At 58.8% G+C, this 16,714-nt stretch carries 14 protein-coding genes and 1 riboswitch; of the genes, 6 read left to right on the forward strand and 8 right to left on the reverse strand.

Features of this window, described 5'->3' with window-relative positions:
* Nucleotides 1–61: 61 nt before the first annotated feature.
* Nucleotides 62–166, reverse strand: a riboswitch (TPP riboswitch).
* 157 nt (nt 167–323) lie between these two features.
* On the forward strand, nt 324–1,766 hold the full coding sequence (locus Q6A51_RS10915) for a TolC family outer membrane protein (RefSeq protein ID WP_201001731.1): 1,443 nt from the start codon (nt 324–326) through the stop codon (nt 1,764–1,766).
* 64 nt (nt 1,767–1,830) lie between these two features.
* Here Q6A51_RS10915 and waaA read toward each other — a convergent pair whose 3' ends face one another.
* Nucleotides 1,831–3,102, reverse strand: coding sequence for a lipid IV(A) 3-deoxy-D-manno-octulosonic acid transferase (gene waaA / locus Q6A51_RS10920; RefSeq protein ID WP_201018211.1), 1,272 nt, complete (start codon nt 3,100–3,102; stop codon nt 1,831–1,833).
* Between the two features lie 135 nt (nt 3,103–3,237).
* Here waaA and Q6A51_RS10925 point away from each other — a divergent pair, with 135 nt between their 5' ends.
* Genes Q6A51_RS10925 through Q6A51_RS10940 form a run of 4 tightly spaced genes read left to right on the forward strand, consistent with a single transcriptional unit; the run spans nt 3,238 to nt 6,605 of the window.
* Complete coding sequence (locus tag Q6A51_RS10925; RefSeq protein ID WP_025258267.1) at nt 3,238–3,570, forward strand: DMT family transporter; 333 nt, start codon at nt 3,238–3,240, stop codon at nt 3,568–3,570.
* Nucleotides 3,571–3,618: 48 nt separating this feature from the next.
* Nucleotides 3,619–4,794 (forward strand): NAD(P)/FAD-dependent oxidoreductase, encoded by a 1,176-nt coding sequence (locus tag Q6A51_RS10930; protein WP_304574791.1) that lies wholly within the window; start codon nt 3,619–3,621, stop codon nt 4,792–4,794.
* Nucleotides 4,791–5,606: an aldo/keto reductase gene (locus Q6A51_RS10935; protein ID WP_201001725.1), complete on the forward strand. Its 816-nt coding sequence runs from the start codon at nt 4,791–4,793 to the stop codon at nt 5,604–5,606. Before Q6A51_RS10930 ends, Q6A51_RS10935 begins: the two co-directional genes overlap by 4 nt.
* 36 nt (nt 5,607–5,642) lie before the next feature.
* Nucleotides 5,643–6,605, forward strand: a complete 963-nt coding sequence (locus Q6A51_RS10940; RefSeq protein ID WP_201018213.1) for a metal ABC transporter ATPase — start codon at nt 5,643–5,645, stop codon at nt 6,603–6,605.
* A gap of 68 nt (nt 6,606–6,673) precedes the next feature.
* Here the strand turns inward: Q6A51_RS10940 and hldE are convergent, their stop codons facing one another.
* From hldE to msbA, 4 genes are all read right to left on the reverse strand, one after another.
* Nucleotides 6,674–8,095: a bifunctional D-glycero-beta-D-manno-heptose-7-phosphate kinase/D-glycero-beta-D-manno-heptose 1-phosphate adenylyltransferase HldE gene (hldE, locus tag Q6A51_RS10945; protein ID WP_201001723.1), complete on the reverse strand. Its 1,422-nt coding sequence runs from the start codon at nt 8,093–8,095 to the stop codon at nt 6,674–6,676.
* Nucleotides 8,096–8,165: 70 nt separating this feature from the next.
* Nucleotides 8,166–9,593: a PIG-L deacetylase family protein gene (locus Q6A51_RS10950; RefSeq protein ID WP_304574792.1), complete on the reverse strand. Its 1,428-nt coding sequence runs from the start codon at nt 9,591–9,593 to the stop codon at nt 8,166–8,168.
* Nucleotides 9,594–9,607: 14 nt separating this feature from the next.
* Nucleotides 9,608–10,504, reverse strand: coding sequence for a GNAT family N-acetyltransferase (locus Q6A51_RS10955; protein WP_201018367.1), 897 nt, complete (start codon nt 10,502–10,504; stop codon nt 9,608–9,610).
* Nucleotides 10,504–12,291 carry a lipid A export permease/ATP-binding protein MsbA gene (gene msbA, locus Q6A51_RS10960; protein ID WP_304574793.1) on the reverse strand — a complete coding sequence of 596 codons (1,788 nt, stop codon included), beginning with the start codon at nt 12,289–12,291 and terminating at the stop codon, nt 10,504–10,506. The genes Q6A51_RS10955 and msbA overlap by 1 nt, the downstream gene beginning before the upstream one ends.
* A gap of 57 nt (nt 12,292–12,348) precedes the next feature.
* Between msbA and Q6A51_RS10965 the strand changes: the two genes are divergently transcribed.
* Nucleotides 12,349–12,942, forward strand: coding sequence for a BUD32 family EKC/KEOPS complex subunit (locus Q6A51_RS10965; protein ID WP_304574794.1), 594 nt, complete (start codon nt 12,349–12,351; stop codon nt 12,940–12,942).
* A gap of 44 nt (nt 12,943–12,986) precedes the next feature.
* On the opposite strand, the gene Q6A51_RS10970 is transcribed toward Q6A51_RS10965, so the two are convergent.
* The 3 genes from Q6A51_RS10970 to Q6A51_RS10980 are packed head-to-tail and all read right to left on the reverse strand — an operon-like array spanning nt 12,987 to nt 16,592.
* Entirely contained in the window at nt 12,987–13,949 is a 963-nt protein-coding gene (locus Q6A51_RS10970) for a glycosyltransferase family protein (protein ID WP_304574795.1), read from the reverse strand.
* Nucleotides 13,949–14,845: a glycosyltransferase family A protein gene (locus Q6A51_RS10975; RefSeq protein ID WP_201018218.1), complete on the reverse strand. Its 897-nt coding sequence runs from the start codon at nt 14,843–14,845 to the stop codon at nt 13,949–13,951. Before Q6A51_RS10975 ends, Q6A51_RS10970 begins: the two co-directional genes overlap by 1 nt.
* Nucleotides 14,838–16,592 carry a carbamoyltransferase family protein gene (locus Q6A51_RS10980; protein WP_201018219.1) on the reverse strand — a complete coding sequence of 585 codons (1,755 nt, stop codon included), beginning with the start codon at nt 16,590–16,592 and terminating at the stop codon, nt 14,838–14,840. Before Q6A51_RS10980 ends, Q6A51_RS10975 begins: the two co-directional genes overlap by 8 nt.
* Nucleotides 16,593–16,714: the final 122 nt, after the last annotated feature.

A 16,714-nucleotide genomic window follows, 5' to 3' on the forward strand; every position in this document is an offset into this window, starting at 1 on the left:
GCGTGTTACTGTTCATTTTTTGAACAGCCGACCCCGGACGACACTCAAGAGGACTCGCCGGGAGACGAGAAATCTTGTTCCCTACGCAGGCGCTAACCTGATCAGGTTCAACGGGATCCGGTTTAACCGATCTCAGCCTCACAGCAAGGCACCCCGACAAGAACGTCGCAAGTCTATGATGGTCGGCCCTGCAAACACCAGCCTATTTATGCCGCCAGCGATAAATGGCCAATAGCCGATTGTTGCAGTCAAGTTCTGGCTCTACACTCGCTAACCCGGTTTTGCATCAAACCGGCATCATTACCATGAACAGGGAATGCATCATGTTGCGCAAACTTTCGTTGGTCATTGCCGTGTCGTGTGCCTGCAGCGTACAGGCACGGGCAGCGGATGCGCCTCTTCCGACCAAGACCGGGCTGGTGAATGTCTACCAGCAAGCCGTGGACAACAACGCCGACCTTGCAGCGGCACGCGCCGATTACGACGCCCGCAAGGAAGTGGTGCCCCAGGCCCGCGCCGGCTTGCTGCCCAACCTTTCAGCCAGTGCTCAGGCCAACAACACCCGCACCAGCATCGACCAGCCCAGCGCCATTGCCACCCGCAGCGGCACGGTCTATCAGGCGACCCTGAGCCAGCCGATCTTCCGCGCCGATCGCTGGTTCCAGTTGCAGGCCGCCGAAGCCGTCAATGAACAGGCGGCCCTTGAACTCTCGGCCACCGAGCAGAACCTGATCCTGGAGTCAGCCCAGAGTTATTTCGCGGTATTGCGCGCCCAGGACAACCTGGCGTCGACCAAGGCTGAAGAGGCGGCTTTCAAGCGCCAGCTGGATCAGGCCAACGAACGGTTCGATGTCGGCCTTTCCGACAAGACCGATGTCTTGCAGGCCCAGGCCAGCTACGACACCGCACGGGCCAACCGGATCATTGCCAAGCGTCAAGTGGACGATGCCTTCCAGGCGCTGGTGACGCTGACCAATCGCGAATACAACTCCATCGAAGGCATCGTCCACACCTTGCCGGTACTGGCCCCGATCCCCAACGATGCCAAGGCCTGGGTCGATACCGCCGCCCAACAGAACCTGAACCTGCTGGCCAGCAACTATGCCGTCAGCGCCGCCGAGGAAACCCTGCGCCAGCGCAAGGCAGGTCACGCGCCGACACTTGATGCGGTCGCTACTTACCAGCGCGGCGACAACGACGCACTGGGCTTCAGCAACCCGAACTACACGGGCCGCAACTATGGCGGCGATGTGGAACAACGCAGCATCGGCGTGCAGTTGAATATCCCGATCTACAGCGGCGGCCTGACCAGTTCGCAAGTACGCGAAGCCTATTCCCGCCTGACCCAGAGCGAACAGCGCCGTGAAAGCCTGCGCCGTCAGGTGGTGGAAAACACCCGCAACCTGCACCGGGCCGTGAACACCGATGTGGAACAGGTGCAGGCTCGCAAGCAGTCGATCATCTCCAACCAGAGTGCTCTGGAAGCCACGGAAATCGGCTATCAGGTCGGGACCCGCAATATCGTCGACGTGCTCGATGCACAGCGTCAGCTCTATGCCTCGGTGCGTAATTACAACAACACCCGCTATGACTACATCATCGACAACCTGCGCCTGAAACAGGCGGCTGGCACCCTGAGCCCGGGAGACTTGCAGGACCTGTCACGCTACCTGAAATCCGACTACAACCCGGACAAGGATTTCCTGCCACCGGATCTGGCTGCAGCGGCGCAGAAGAATTTCGAGAAACCGGCACAGCGACAGTAAATGCCAAGCTCGGGTGTAGGAGCGAATTCATTCGCGAAGGCCAAATTCGCGAATGAAGTCGCTCCTACAAACGCAGGGCAACTCCATCCAGCAGGCGCTGCAACGCGCCTTGATTAGCCTTCATAACTCCCGTCCCGGCATCGGCCATGGTCCGCGCCAGTTTTGGCTGATCGAACAGACGCTGCACCGCTACCGCCAGCGCAACCGAGTCACTCACCTCTTCCAGCGCCCCGGCCTGACGCAGCAAGGCGGCAATTTCCAGGAAGTTGAACAGGTGCGGACCGCTCAGCACGGGCTTGGCCAGTGCCGCGGGCTCCAGCAGGTTGTGTCCGCCATTGGGCACCAGGCTGCCGCCGACGAAGGCGTTGTCTGCCAGCGCATACAGAAACAGCAGTTCACCCATGGTGTCGCCCAGCAGCACTGACGTATCAGGCGTGACTGCCTGCCCGGATGAGCGCCGCACGGTTGTGAAACCTTGCTGCTGACACAAGGCATGCACGCTGTCGAAACGCTCGGGATGGCGCGGCACCAGAATCAGCAAGGCATCAGGATGGCTCGACAGCAACTGACGATGGGCCGCCAGTACGCTTTCGTCTTCGCCAGCATGGGTGCTTGCTGCAATCCAGACCGGCCGCTGCGTCGCCTGCCACTGCTCGCGCAGTTGTGCAGCCTGAACGGGAAGCTGCGGATCGATAATCAGGTCGAACTTGATCGAGCCGGTCACCGTCACGCATTCAGGACGTGCGCCCAGATCACGAAAGCGCTGGGCCTCCGCTTCGGTCTGCACGGCAAACCAGCTCATGGCTGCCAGCATCGGGCGGGTCAGCCCTGCAAAGCGAGCGTAGCCACGAGCCGAGCGCTCCGACAGCCGCGCATTGGCGAGCACCACGGGAATATTGCGCCTGGCACACTGGTGAATGTGATTGGGCCATAACTCGGTTTCCATGATGATGCCGAGGCGAGGCTGCACATGATCCAGAAAGCGTCCCGCCGCCCAAGGCAGGTCATAAGGCAGATAACAGTGCTGGATCCGTGGCTCATTGGCGAACATCGCCTTGATCCGCTCCGAACCTGTCGGAGTCATGCAGGTCACAGTAATCGGCAACGCCGGGTATTGCGCCAGCAAGGCACGAATCATGGGAGCCGCGGCGATGCTCTCGCCCACCGACACCGCATGCACCCAGATGCCACCACGCTGCATCGCAGGCAGGCCGATAGCAAAACGCTCGCCGATTCGCTGGCGATACGCAGGCGCCTTGCGTGCTCGCAACCACAGCCGCAGGGCAACCAGCGGCAAGCCAAGATGAAACAACAGGGTATAAAGAGTTCTATTCATGGGCGCGGAGTTTATCAGCACGCCTCATCAAAGCCACGACCTCGTGCAGGCGTGAACACACTTGCCCGTGGCGCACGCAATGCCATGGCCGCCGGAAGAAATCGCTAAGATACGCAGCCCCCAAGGAGAGACACCATGACTGCCTACTATCTGCTGGCCATCGCGATCTGCGCCGAAGTCATCGCCACCACATCCATGAAAGCCGTCAAAGGTCTGAGCACACCGCTGCCTTTGCTGCTGGTGATCGCCGGCTACGGCATTGCCTTCTGGATGCTGATTCTGGTGATGCGCACAATTCCGGTGGGCATTACCTATGCCATCTGGTCAGGCATGGGGATCGTCATGGTGAGTATCGCGGCGTTCTTTATCTATGGTCAGAAACTGGATCTTCCGGCCTTGCTGGGCATGGGAATGATCGTGCTCGGGGTGGTGGTCATCCAGTTGTTCTCGAAAACCGCCGGGCATTGAAATCGCGATCCCCTATAATGGCCCATTCTTCACGCCACTGAGGTGTCCATGCCATCTGTTATTTCCACTGACGTCCTGATTGTCGGAGGCGGTGTTGCCGGTCTCTGGCTCAATGCCCGGTTACGTCGTCAAGGGTTCTCGACAGTCCTGGTAGAAAGCGCGAGCCTGGGTGGCGGGCAAAGCCTGAAGTCACAGGGCATCATCCATGGCGGTGCCAAGTACGCTCTGCATGGTGCGCTGTCAGGTGCCTCCGAAGCGATTGCCGACATGCCGCGCCGCTGGCGTGAATCCCTCAATGGCACAGGCGAGCTGGATCTGTCGGGTGTTCGTCTGCTGTCCGAGGCCCACTATCTATGGTCGCCCGGCACCATCGCCGGCAACCTGACCAGCTTCTTCGCCAGCAAGGCTGTGCGCGGGCGCGTGGATCAGGTCAAGGGCGAGCAACTGCCGCCCGCGCTGCAAAACCCGAAATTCAAAGGCAAGGTGTATCGACTGGCCGAACTGGTGGTCGATGTCCCCAGCCTGATCGAGCGTCTTGCCGAGCTGGCCGGTGACAGCCTGCTCGCCGCTCAGCAGATCGAACCCCTGCATGACAATGGCGAGCTGGCAGGCTTGCGTGTGGATGGTCGCGAGATCCGCGCTCAGCGAGTGGTGCTCAGCGCCGGTCCGGGCAATGCGGACCTGCTTGAAACCCTGGGCATTTCCCAGCCCAGGATGCAGCGCCGCCCCTTGCATATGGTGCTGGTCAAAGGCCCGACCCTGAAGCCGTTGTACGCTCATTGCCTGGGCGGCGGCCCCAAGCCGCGCATTACCGTCACCACTCATCCTGCGGCCGATGGTCAGTGGGTCTGGTATCTGGGCGGCGACCTTGCCGAAGCCGATGGCGTGGCCCGCGAACCCGCCGCCCAGATCGCAACAGCCCGCAAGGAGCTGGAGTCGCTCCTGCCATGGATCGACCTGAGCCAGGCGCAGTGGGCCACCTTGCGTGTCGATCGGGCAGAACCGGCTCAATCAGGCCTGGTGCGTCCAGACAACGCCTTTCTGGATGTCCAGCAGCGCCTCATGGTCGGCTGGCCGACCAAACTGGCCCTGGCACCGGACTTTTCCGACCGCGTCCTGGCAGCCCTGTCGAACGATGGCATCCATCCGACGCCTCAGCCATCCACGACCGACCTGCCCAAACCGCCTCTGGCGATACCTGTCTGGGATCAACTGCTGCCATGACCGTCAAAACCCTGCATGACCTGCATCGCCCGTTGGGCAGCACCGGCCTGAGCATTTCGCCACTGGGCCTGGGCACCGTCAAACTGGGCCGCGATCAAGGCGTGAAGTACCCCAATGGCTTCACGATCCCCGACGATCAGCAAGCACAAATGCTGTTGAAGATGGCCCGCGACATGGGCATCAACCTGATCGACACGGCACCGGCCTACGGCACCAGCGAAGAACGCCTTGGCCCGCTGCTACGCGGCCAGCGTCAGGACTGGGTGATTGTCAGCAAGGTCGGAGAAGAGTTCGAGAGCGGGCAATCGCGCCATGACTTCAGCGCCGGGCACACGCGACTGTCGGTGGAGCGCAGCCTGAAACGTCTTGAAACCGATTTCATCGATCTGGTTCTGGTGCATTCGGACGGCAACGATCTGGCGATTCTCAACGAAACAGAGGTCTATCAGACGCTGGCCGATCTCAAGCGCGAAGGCAAGATTCGTGGCTTCGGCTTTTCCGGCAAGACGGTCGAAGGAGGCCTGCTGGCATTGCGCGAAGGCGACTGTGCGATGGTCACCTACAATCTCAATGAGCAGGGTGAAAAGCCGGTTCTGGACTACGCTGCTGCCCACGGTAAAGGGATTCTGGTGAAGAAAGCATTAGCCAGCGGTCATATATGCCTGAGCCCCGGAGTCGACCCGGTCCAGGCCAGTTTTCAGTTGCTGTTTGAACATCCGGGTGTTGCCAGTGCTATTGTCGGGACCATCAATCCCCTGCATCTGGCCCATAACGTTGCAAGTGCAGCTGCTGTGATTCGCCGTCAAGCCTGATGTAGGCGGCCGACCCCAACGCAAGAAGGAGCCGATATGCCGCGAACCCTGATCCGCAAAAACCCCAGCGACTTCAAGACCCTGCCGTTATTCGTCGAAGCGACTCCCGAGAGCCTGAGTTATCAGAGCGTCGGGATGCCGTTGAATTTTTCCCAGACCTTGCAGCGGCGCCGCAAGATCGAAGTGCCGGACAACGAGCGCTTTGCAACCGAACTGGCCAACCTGGGCGTGTCGATACGGCTGACCCTGCACTGGCAGAACCGTGATTACTGGGTATTGGTCAGGCAGCGACGCCAGGACCGTGGCGACGTGGTGCTCAAGCTGATTTCCGGTTATGTACCGGCTCACGAAATCACCCTGCCGCTGCACACTGCCATTCAGGAAGTCGCCGAAGAATGCCTGATAGAAACGCCTCAAGGCTGGCTGAGCGGGCGCTTCAACGACACCTGGTTGCCGGCGCCTTATGCCGCAGCGCTGCATTATCGCGAGGCCATGCCTTTTCGCCTGAGTTCTCTGTCGGGTGCGGCACGACCGGTGCGTTGCGGCAGCATGACCCTGATCGAACGTCCTCGCGCCTACGTGCATTTACCGACAGCGTCACTGCAACTGATCTACGACATGCGCCTGGAGATTCCCAAGGAAGCACGCCCTCTGAGCCTGTTTCATGTGGATGAAACCCTGGAAAAAGAGCAACTGGTCGCCCGCCTCAATCGCAGCAAGCCCGATCTGTACCTGATGCCTCTGGAAAACGGAGTGCCGCTGCCCGAGCTTTATACCCTCAAGCAGGACAAGCTGGCGCCGGTCAGTACACGCGGCCTGTACCTGGCAGAAAGCTTCGCCGCCCAGGATGGCTGGGTGGTGCATGAAGAGCGGATTCGCTGGAAAGACTGGCTTCGGCAACAAGGCCTGACGCCACCTCCCAGAAAGAGCAGCCTCAACAACCTGACCGGCAAGGCCAAGGAGTTACTGCAAATGGCGCGCAAGAGCCTGAGTAAATAAGCCGTAGGAGCGCATTCATTCGCGAAATGGCCTTTCGTGAATGAATGCGCTCCTACGGGTGGTCCGCGTCACTGACCGCGGATTTTCTCGACAATGGCGGTGGTCGAGCTGTTTTCCACCAGCCCCAACACCTTCACTTCACCGCCATAGGCCTGGACGATTTCAGCGCCGACCACCTGGTCGATCCCGTAATCCCCGCCCTTGACCAGCACGTCCGGTTTGACGTGGCGCAGCAGGTTTTCAGGCGTGCCTTCAGGGAAGCTGATCACCCAGTCCACAGCACCCAGACCGGCCAGAACGGCCATGCGGCGGTCAACGCTGTTGATGGGGCGGCCCGGCCCCTTGAGGCGGCTGACGGATGCATCGTCATTGATCGCAACGATCAGGCGATCACCCTGAGCACGAGCCTGTTCCAGATAGGTCACATGCCCTGCATGCAGAATGTCGAAACAGCCATTGGTGAAGACGATCTTCTCCTGATGGGCGCGAGCGTCGTCGATGGCCAGCAGCAGTTGCTCCAGCCCCAGGACACCACGCTCGGAGCCTTCTTCACGCTGGATAGCACGCCGCAGCTCCGGGGCGCTGATCGCCGCAGTACCCAGCTTGCCGACAACGATGCCCGCTGCCAGATTCGCCAGAGCCACGGCATGGGGCAGATCCTCGCCAGCAGCGATGGCAGCCGCCAGAGTGGAAATGACCGTATCTCCGGCACCGGTCACATCGAATACTTCACGGGCCCGAGCGGGCAGATGCAAGGCCGGGTGCTCAGGGCGCAGCAGGGTCATGCCATGCTCACCGCGTGTCACCAGCAGAGCACCAAGTTCCAGGTCGTGCATCAACTGCGCGCCCTTGGCGACCAGATCACCTTCGTCGACACAATGACCGACGATAGCCTCAAACTCGCTCAGGTTCGGAGTAATCAGGCTGGCACCGCGATAGATGGCAAAGTCCTTGCCCTTGGGATCGGCCAGCACCGGAATGCCACGATCACGCGCAGCCTTGATCAGCACCTGATGGTTTTTCAGCGCGCCTTTGCCGTAATCGGAAAGCACCAGCACCTTGATGCCATCGAGCAAGGTATCGACTTCCACGCTCAAGGCCAGAGCATCGGTCATGAAGGGTTCTTCGAAGTCGATGCGCAGCAATTGCTGGTGACGGCTCATGACCCGCAACTTGACGATGGTCGGCTGATGGGCGATGCGCTGGAAGTGCGCACGCACGCCGGCAGCCTTCAAGCTATTGGCCAGACTGTTGGCAGCCTCGTCTTCGCCCGTCACACCGACCAGCGAAGCAGGTGCGCCAAGAGCGGCAATGTTCAGGGCAACGTTGGCAGCACCGCCTGGACGATCTTCGATCTGATCGACCTTGACTACAGGCACCGGCGCCTCAGGAGAGATCCGTGAGGTACCACCATGCCAGTAACGGTCGAGCATGACGTCGCCGACCACAAGGACAGGCGCTTGATCGAAACGCGGCATGGACAACTTCATGGAAACTCCGAGGGCAAAAAACGACGCGGATCATAACATAGCCAATTTGGCTCAAGACGCCAGCAAGCAGCTATACCTTTTCAGTGGAAGACCGGGGCTTTACGTCCTGCACCCAGAACAACTCATGCCGCCGTACAGCCTTGCGGAAAAACTCGTTATCTCCGGTAGCAGGCCAGCGCCGGCCAGCCAGTAACTGTTGTATCCACCGCCGGACCTGCTTTTTGAAAGGCAGCGGATCCTGCAGGTCATGCTGCATGGCCAGAGCCATTGCCTTGTCAATGCGTTGAGCATCATCCAGAAGGATGCTGCAGACAGGCAATGGCTTCACAGGAGCAGTCGCAGGTGGCAAGGCGATGCCATACCCCGCAGGTCCCATGGGCCAGCGATCATTGTCATGCAAGTGATTGGCATACAACAACAACGTAGCGGGTCGCCACTCACTCAACTCAATGGCCTGCAGCAACGCTTCGGTCGCCGCGACATGGTCACGGTGAGGATCCAGCTCCAGATGCGGCGTGACAACTACTTGCGGTCTGAAATGTTCCAGAACACGCACAATATCAGCCACCAGATTCGTCCAGGTGGGAAGGCCATCGGCCTCGGAGGGCAAGGCAAACGCCGAAGCCTGGCGCCAGAGACGAATATCGCTTTCTCCAGACTCACGGGACCCGAACGGCACTGTCGGCTGCTCCTGCATTTCGGCAAGGCGCAGGCAGTAATAACCCAACTGGACACAATGGTCCTGAGCCACACCGCCCCATAAAGGCACAGCCAGGCTATCCCAGGTCCGCAAGCGCCCCTTGAGCACCGCAGCTTGCACAGGGTCCAGCCCCAAACGACGATAACTGTCGGCTTCTATCTCGCCCTGAGTCAGGGTCATGATCGCAGCGTCAGGTGCGCGACTGTAAAGGCCGAAGGCAGCAAGCTCTGCATCATCGGCATGAGGTGCCAGCACCAGGAGCGACTGAGCGCTGTAATCGGGGTTGCTCATGGCATAAAGCGTGAGCGAGCCGACGGACTTGCAGCGGCATGGCGCAAAAGAAAGCGTCCCTTGCAGCAAGGCCGCTTCCTGGCCGGACAGGTTCAAATAGCGCTTGCCTGCGACACCCCGCTCAAAATCCTGACGATCACTGCCCAGCCGCACGTAAGGATCAAGCCAGCGTCCCAGCCAGCTGGCTTTCAACTCGACAGCCAGAATCAGTGTATCGCCGCCTGACAGCGATGTGCCGGCCGCCAGTTCCAGCGTGCCATTGCGCAATCCGACTTCGAGGGTTCGGGCACTGTCAGGGAAGTCGTAGCAGTAGTCGCTGTCCGGCTCGTAGAACAAGTGATCTGCAAACCAGGCTTCGTGAGCCAGCCACGCCAGAAACACAAGCGCAGGCGGCAACCACCATGCCACAAGAACCCCTACCAGAATCAGTACACCCAGCACCAAAACGGCCAGGTAACGCTTGCGTCGCCTGTGGCGTTTAAGCAACTCGTCCTTACGCCCGCTCATGGCAGCCCTCATCTTTAAATCTGATACACCGGATGAGTGTTACACCACCGGCTTTTGTATTCCCGATCAGCGCGCCCAAACGAATAACGCAAGGGTTTGCCTAGGGAATCTGCATATTCCCATTGAGCCTGAGTGTTCACAAAACTCAGAACACTGCCTGGGCTCAACTCATTGAACTGCGGATCGACACCGCCGTTCACGTACTCAAGACTTACCCATTCAGGAGCCTCGACACGGTACAGAACCTGTATGGCCGCAGGACGGTCGGCAACGTACACGACAGAACCTGTCATGAACTCCCGCAGAAGGGAAAACACCTCGACCAGATGGTCCTTGCCGGGCACATCAAACCCCCAGCGCTTGTGAAACAGATCGGCGTAGATCGACGCCTGTTCCTGGGAGGTCAGTTCACTCATCGGGCGGATCAGCCCGCCAGCTTCCTCCAGCAGGCGTTGTTCACGGCGCTGGTTATAACGGAACTTCTTGCTGTACTCCTCGGGGCGACGGGCCAGCGCCAGACCTTCGGACTGGATGCGCAGGTTGCCGATCCGGCCACTGTTGAGCTCCGAGACATAGCGCATGCGGTGCCGCACTGGCACGCTGCAATCCTGGGCCACGGGCAGGATGATCTCGGAGTTACCCAGATCGAACATGCCCCGCAACCCTTTGCGCTTGGTGACATCACGCGAAAGGGCAATATGACGCCCCCAGGAAGGCAGCGCGGCAATTGTCTGGCCATCGCGCACTACGCCCAGATAACGCACGGGAATACCGACCAGCGATGACAATCGTTCTATGACCTGAGGATGGGTGGCAACGCTGCCACCATAGCGCGCCCAGACCTGGGCATACTCGTCTGCATCGATAGGGGTCCAGCCACGTTCACGCCAACTGCGAAGATGCCCGAGAATCAAAGGGCGCCTCCTGTAACGCCCTCGCTTTCTTCCTTGAAATCCTTCTCGTGAAGACGCGCGTAGTAACCATTGAGAGCAAGCAATTGCTCATGGGTACCGCGCTCGACAATCTGGCCACGGTCCATGACCAGGATCAGATCAGCCTTCTCGATGGTCGTCAGGCGGTGAGCGATGACCAGAGTCGTGCGGCCCTTGACCACTTCATCCAGTGCAGCCTGGATATGGCGCTCGGATTCGGTATCGAGTGCCGAGGTCGCTTCATCGAGGATCAGCAGCGGCGCATTCTTAAGCAGGGCACGAGCAATCGCCAGACGTTGACGCTGACCACCGGAAAGCAGAACACCGTTCTCGCCCACCAGGGTCTCGTAACCCTGAGGCATCTGTACGATGAACTCGGCGGCATAGGCGGCTTCGGCGGCCTTTTGCACATCTTCGATGGGCGCACCGGCAAGATCACCGTAGGCGATGTTGTTGGTGACGGTATCGTTGAACAAGGTGACCTGCTGGTTCACCAGCGCGATGTGCTGGCGCAGATTGTTCAGTTTGTAATCTTCTACATCGACACCATCGAGAAGGATCTGCCCTTCGCTGTGGTGATAGAAACGCGGAATCAGGTTGGCCAGTGTGGATTTCCCGCTACCCGAGCGTCCCACCAGCGCGACCATCTGCCCCGGCTCGGCAGTGAAGGAAATATCCTTGAGCACCGGCGTCTCGACATTGGGATAGGCGAACGTCAGGTTACGCACTTCCAGACGACCGGAAACATGTTCCTGCTCGCATGTGCCGCTGTCCACTTCAGGCTCTTCGTCCAGTTGCTCGAAAATGTTTTCGGCAGCCGCCAGGCCTTTCTGGATGGTCGCACTCACTTCCGAAAGCTGACGAATCGGCTTTGGCAACAGGCCTGCCGCAGTGATGTAAGCGATCAGTTCACCAGCAGAAGCATCGCCACGCATGTACAGCACCAGATACATCAGAATCGCCATCGCCACATAAATGACAAGCTGCAGCATGGGCGTGTAGATGGACTGCGTGCGGGTCATGCCGAGGCTGCGGTTCATGTTGCTGGCGCTGGCATCCTGAAAACGCTGCTTCTCGTAGGTCTCTCCGCCGAAACTGCGTACAACCCGATAACCCTGAATCGCCTCTGAGGCGACATGGGTAACGTCGCCCATCGCTTCCTGGATTTTCTTGCTTTGCTTGCGAAATTTCTTGCTGGCGCTGCTGACCATGACCGCGATGATCGGCAGGATGGCCAGCATGACGAGGGTCATTTTCCAGTTGCTGTACAGCAGGTAACCGATCAGGAATACAACCGTGAACCCTTCACGAATCACCACTTTGATTGCATCGGTGGCCGCACCGGTCACCATGGTCACGTTGTAGGTGATACGTGAAATCAAGTGGCCGGAATTGTGGTTATCGAAATAACGGTTTGGCAGGGTCAGCAGGTTATCGAACAAGGAGCAACGCAGGTCATGAACAACCCCGCGAGCCACTTTGGCCAGGTAATAGTTACCCAAAAATGAGCCTATGCCTTGGTAGACCGCAATGAGTACAATCAGCAGCGGCACCCCGAGGATCAGCGACACACCGAGAAACTTGGTGCCGTCCGGCTCCTGCAAGGCGTTGAGAAAGTGTTTGAGCATGTCGGCCAGCATCGGCTGACTGGAGGCGAACAAAAGAAAGCCAATGATACTGACGGCAAACGCCCTCCAGTAGGGGAGCACGTATTTCAACAATCTCAGATAGATTTTCATGCTTGACTGCTGGGTAGAACTGGCCATTAACGCGCCCCGTACCATTCAAAAGAGAGACAGATGCGCATTGTAACAGCGAACCAAATGCAAGATTGGCTAACCGAAGGGACCGTACTGGAAAAAGACAGCCATGGCCCCAAGGTCATCAGCCTTGCCAGCGGTGAGCTATTGAAGATTTTTCGCAGCAGGCGCCATCCACTGCTGGTTCGCCTGAACCCCGATGCACAGCGCTTTTATCAGCAAAGCTGTCGCCTGCGCGAACGAGGCATCAGCACGCCACAGGTCAATGATGTTTTCTGGGTAGAACCTGCAAAAGGTATCAGCGCATGCCTTTATCAACCCTTGCCAGGCACCCCGCTGGACTCACTCTACAAGCAGTCGTTTGAAGCCTTCATGAATCTGCTGCCCGAGCTTGCCCAGTACATCCATTTCCTGCATCAACGTGGCATCTATTTCCGCTCATTGCACCTTGGCAATGTGCTGCGTACGCCCGACCAGGGTTTTGGGCTGATCGACTTCCTCGACACCCGCTTCAAGAGAAAGCCGCTAAGCAAATCGATGGTCAGACGCAACTTCCAGCATCTGCAGAACTACCTGCGACGCAGCAAGATTTCCGACTTTCCGTGGGAAGAGCTGATGCGCTCTTATGAGCTGGCAGCGACCAAGACAGCCGCCTGAGACAAGCCCTCTCCCGATGCGAGAGGGCGGATCAGCAAGTACGGTTATCCTTTAGAGAAAAGCTTAAGCACTAACCGGTCAAGAAGACTCATCGGGCCGCCCGCCGAAAACTCACCCGATAGATGCTGAAAAACAACTTCAGACTGCTTGAAGTAATCAAGATGCTGCCTCGCGAAAAGCATCCCCTGTTCCGCTATACGGGCAAGTAGTGCGGGGTCGTTGCGTAACAAAGCCAGCTTCTCCGAGAACTCGTTATCGTCACTGTAGAGCATGACGTTGACGCCATCCTCAAGCCCAAGAGCCTGCTCTTCACCGTGCCCTTGGCGGTAGGCCAGCAATACACAACCGCAAGCCATGGCCTCGAAGTTTTTCGCCATATATTCGCCAAGCCCGATATCGGCACTGACAAATACTCGAATGCGATTGAGCGCTTCACGATACTCATCGCCGGGCGCAGTTCGCATGAGCTCAAGCTGATAACGATCAACAGCCTGCTGCAGGAAATCACGCCGCTCACGGTATGTATCACTGCCCAGACGACCGATGAACCCTAGTTCGATATCGCGCTCGGCACCATTGGCATACAGCGAGGAAGAGTTATAACCCTTGGCCAGAAAACGGGTATCAACGCCCAGTTCCCGAAAGCGCTCGGCCACCCAAAAGCCCGTCATGATTATTTTGGCGTGGGGAATCTTGCGATAGAAAGCAGAGAATTTTCCCTGCCACCGAGAGCCGGAAATGAATTCCTGGCAGGCGTCTTCCTCGTAGATCAGCAACCCTGAAATACGCTTGAGCTGGCGAGCCTGCTTGCACAGGTATCGGAAGAGCAGATCAACCACGACCCTGTCATAGAGCGAGAAATCGATCGCACTCAATACACGGCCCAACTGTTTGTGCTGGTCACGGTCAACGTGGCGCACTTCCACATCGGCAAAGCGCTTGAGCCCTTCCCACAACTGGCGGTTGTCGGGTTCTCTCGGAGTACAGGTCAGCACCAGAATGCGCATCAGCGCTTCCCGAACTTGAGCGCCTTGCGCAAGTAACTCCACTTCAGAGCCTGCAAGGGACTGAAACGAAGAGCACGCAGATAATAACGACGCGCTACGGAGTAATCGCCAGCCAGTTGAGCGGCACGGAACAACGAGAGATAGACCTGAGCCGAATAGCGAGGCAGAAGAGACCTGCACTCGTCCGGCAGGTGCGCAAATACTTCCTTGATCAACCCTGTGGCCACGCTTTCTTCATCGGCACGGCTATGGCGCAAGCTATCGGCGTGCTTATAGATACGCGCTATTGGCTGATGAACCAGAGCAACCGGAGCACTGACCAGGGCATAGGCAAACACCGGTATATCCTCGCCCGAGCGCAGGCTTTGCGGATAAGGGCGCTTGAGCAGAAGATCGCGCCGCAGCAGGGTGCAGCAATGGGAAACAGCGATTTTCTTCTGCAACAGATACCGGCGAACCAACTGCTCCGGGCTGCCCTGGGCCGGCGTCGGCTGGCGAACCCGCTCACGCCCGTCCGGGTAGACCGAGATCTGGCCTCCCAGCACCAAACCCGCGTCAGGGTTGTCAATCACCGCCTTGCGCATCGAAGCCAGCGCATCCGGCAACAGCTCGTCATCGGCGTCCAGCATCAGGGCATAGCGCCCCCGAGCCAGGCGCACACCATGATTACGCGCTGCCGCCGCACCCGCATTGGCTTGATGCACAACGGTCATGCCACTGCCATGGCGGGCCTGATAATCATCAAGCACCCGCTGGGTATCGTCGGTGGAACCATCATTGACGACAACCAGCTCAACATCGTCGGTCAACTGAGACAGCACTGAATCAATCGCTCGCGGCAACAACAAGGCATAGTTGTAAGCGGGGATGACGACGCTGATCAGTGGCTCAGGCATTCTCGTACGTATCCACGCCGTCCTTGACGACCAGAATGTCTTCCATGATCAGGTACTGCAGATCCGACCCGAAGAACATGTTCAGCGCATCGGTGGGCGAGCAGATCATCGGCTCACCGCGACGGTTGAGCGACGTGTTGAGCGACACACCGTTGCCGGTCAGGTTTTCCAATGCCTTCATCATGTCGTAGTAGCGCGGGTTGTATTCGCGCTTGAGTACCTGGGCACGGGACGTTCCGTCTTCGTGAACGACTTCCGGCACGCGGGTCTTCCACTCTTCAGCCACTTCGAAGGTGAAGGTCATGAACGGCGCCGGGTGATCGATGGTGATCATCTGTGGTGCCACGGTGTCGAGCATCGACGGGCAGAAAGGCCTCCAGCGCTCGCGGAACTTGATCTGTTCGTTGATGCGGTTGGCAACGCCCGGAATGCTTGGGCAACCGATGATCGAACGACCACCCAGCGCACGCGGACCGAACTCCATGCGGCCCTGGAACCACGCCACCGGATTGCCTTCGACCATGATTCGGGCGATGCGCTCGGGGGTATTTTCGATCTGGCGCCAGACCGGCTTGTCCGGGTGACGGGCGCAGGCTGCGATCACGTCCTCGTTGCTGTAGGCCGGGCCGAGGTAGACGTGCTCCATCTTCTCGACCGGCACGCCACGAGCGTGAGAGACATAAGCCGCTGCACCGACCGCCGTACCGGCGTCGCCGGAGGCTGGCTGGACGAACAGTTCTTTCACTTCCGGACGGGCAATGATGCGCTGGTTCAGCTTCACGTTCAGCGCACAGCCGCCCGCGAAGGCGATCTTGCCGGTTTCCTTGAGGATGTCACCCAGGTAGTGATCCATCATTTGCAACGCCAGTTTCTCGAACAGCGCCTGCATGCTGGCGGCGTAGTGGATGTAAGGCTCATCGGCCACATCGCCTACACGTTTCGGACCCAGCCATTCGATAAGTTTCGGCGAGAAGTAGAAGCCCTTGCCGTTCTCTTTATAGCGACGCAGGCCGATGACGTTGGCCAGCTCGGTATTGATGATCAGCTCGCCGTTTTCAAAGGTCGCCAGACGCGAGAAGTCGTACTTGCTGGCATCGCCATACGGCGCCATGCCCATGACCTTGAACTCGCCGTCGAGCATCTCGAAACCGAGGAATTCGGTGATCGCGCCATACAGGCCGCCGAGGGAGTCCGGGTCGAAGAATTCCTTGATCTTGTGGATCTTGCCGTTTTCGCCATAGCCGAAGAAGGTCGTGGCGTACTCACCCTTGCCGTCGATACCCATGATCGCGGTCTTTTCCTTGAAACCGGAACAGTGGTAGGCGCTGGAAGCGTGGGCCAGGTGGTGCTCGACCGGCTCGATCTTGATCTTTTTCGGATCGAAGCCCAATTGCTCGAGGCACCAGACGATCTTGTTGCGGTAGCGCTTGTAACGGCGGTTGCCCATCAACAGTGCATCGAGTGCGCGGTCAGGTGCGTACCAGTAACGCTTGGCGTAGTGCCAGCGAGCCTTGCCGAACAGGCTGATCGGCGCGAACGGAATCGCCACCACATCGACGTCCGAAGGCTTGATGCCTGCCTGCTCCAGGCAGAACTTCGCCGACTCGTAGGGCATGCGGTTCTTTGCATGTTTATCGCGAACGAAACGCTCTTCTTCAGCCGCCGCAATCAGCTTGCCGTCGATATAAAGCGCTGCGGAAGGATCATGGCTAAGGGCGCCGGACAGGCCAAGGATCGTCAATGCCACTAGGGTCTAGCCTCTTTAGTCTGCATGCAGGCGCATCGCGCCCGATAAAAGGTGTGCCCCCCGCACTGCGGGCCAGGGACAGCTAAAGCGCGCGATTATAGCGTAATGACCGGGGATTTGGC

The organism is Pseudomonas serbiensis (assembly GCF_030580745.1).
Lineage (GTDB): Bacteria > Pseudomonadota > Gammaproteobacteria > Pseudomonadales > Pseudomonadaceae > Aquipseudomonas > Aquipseudomonas serbiensis.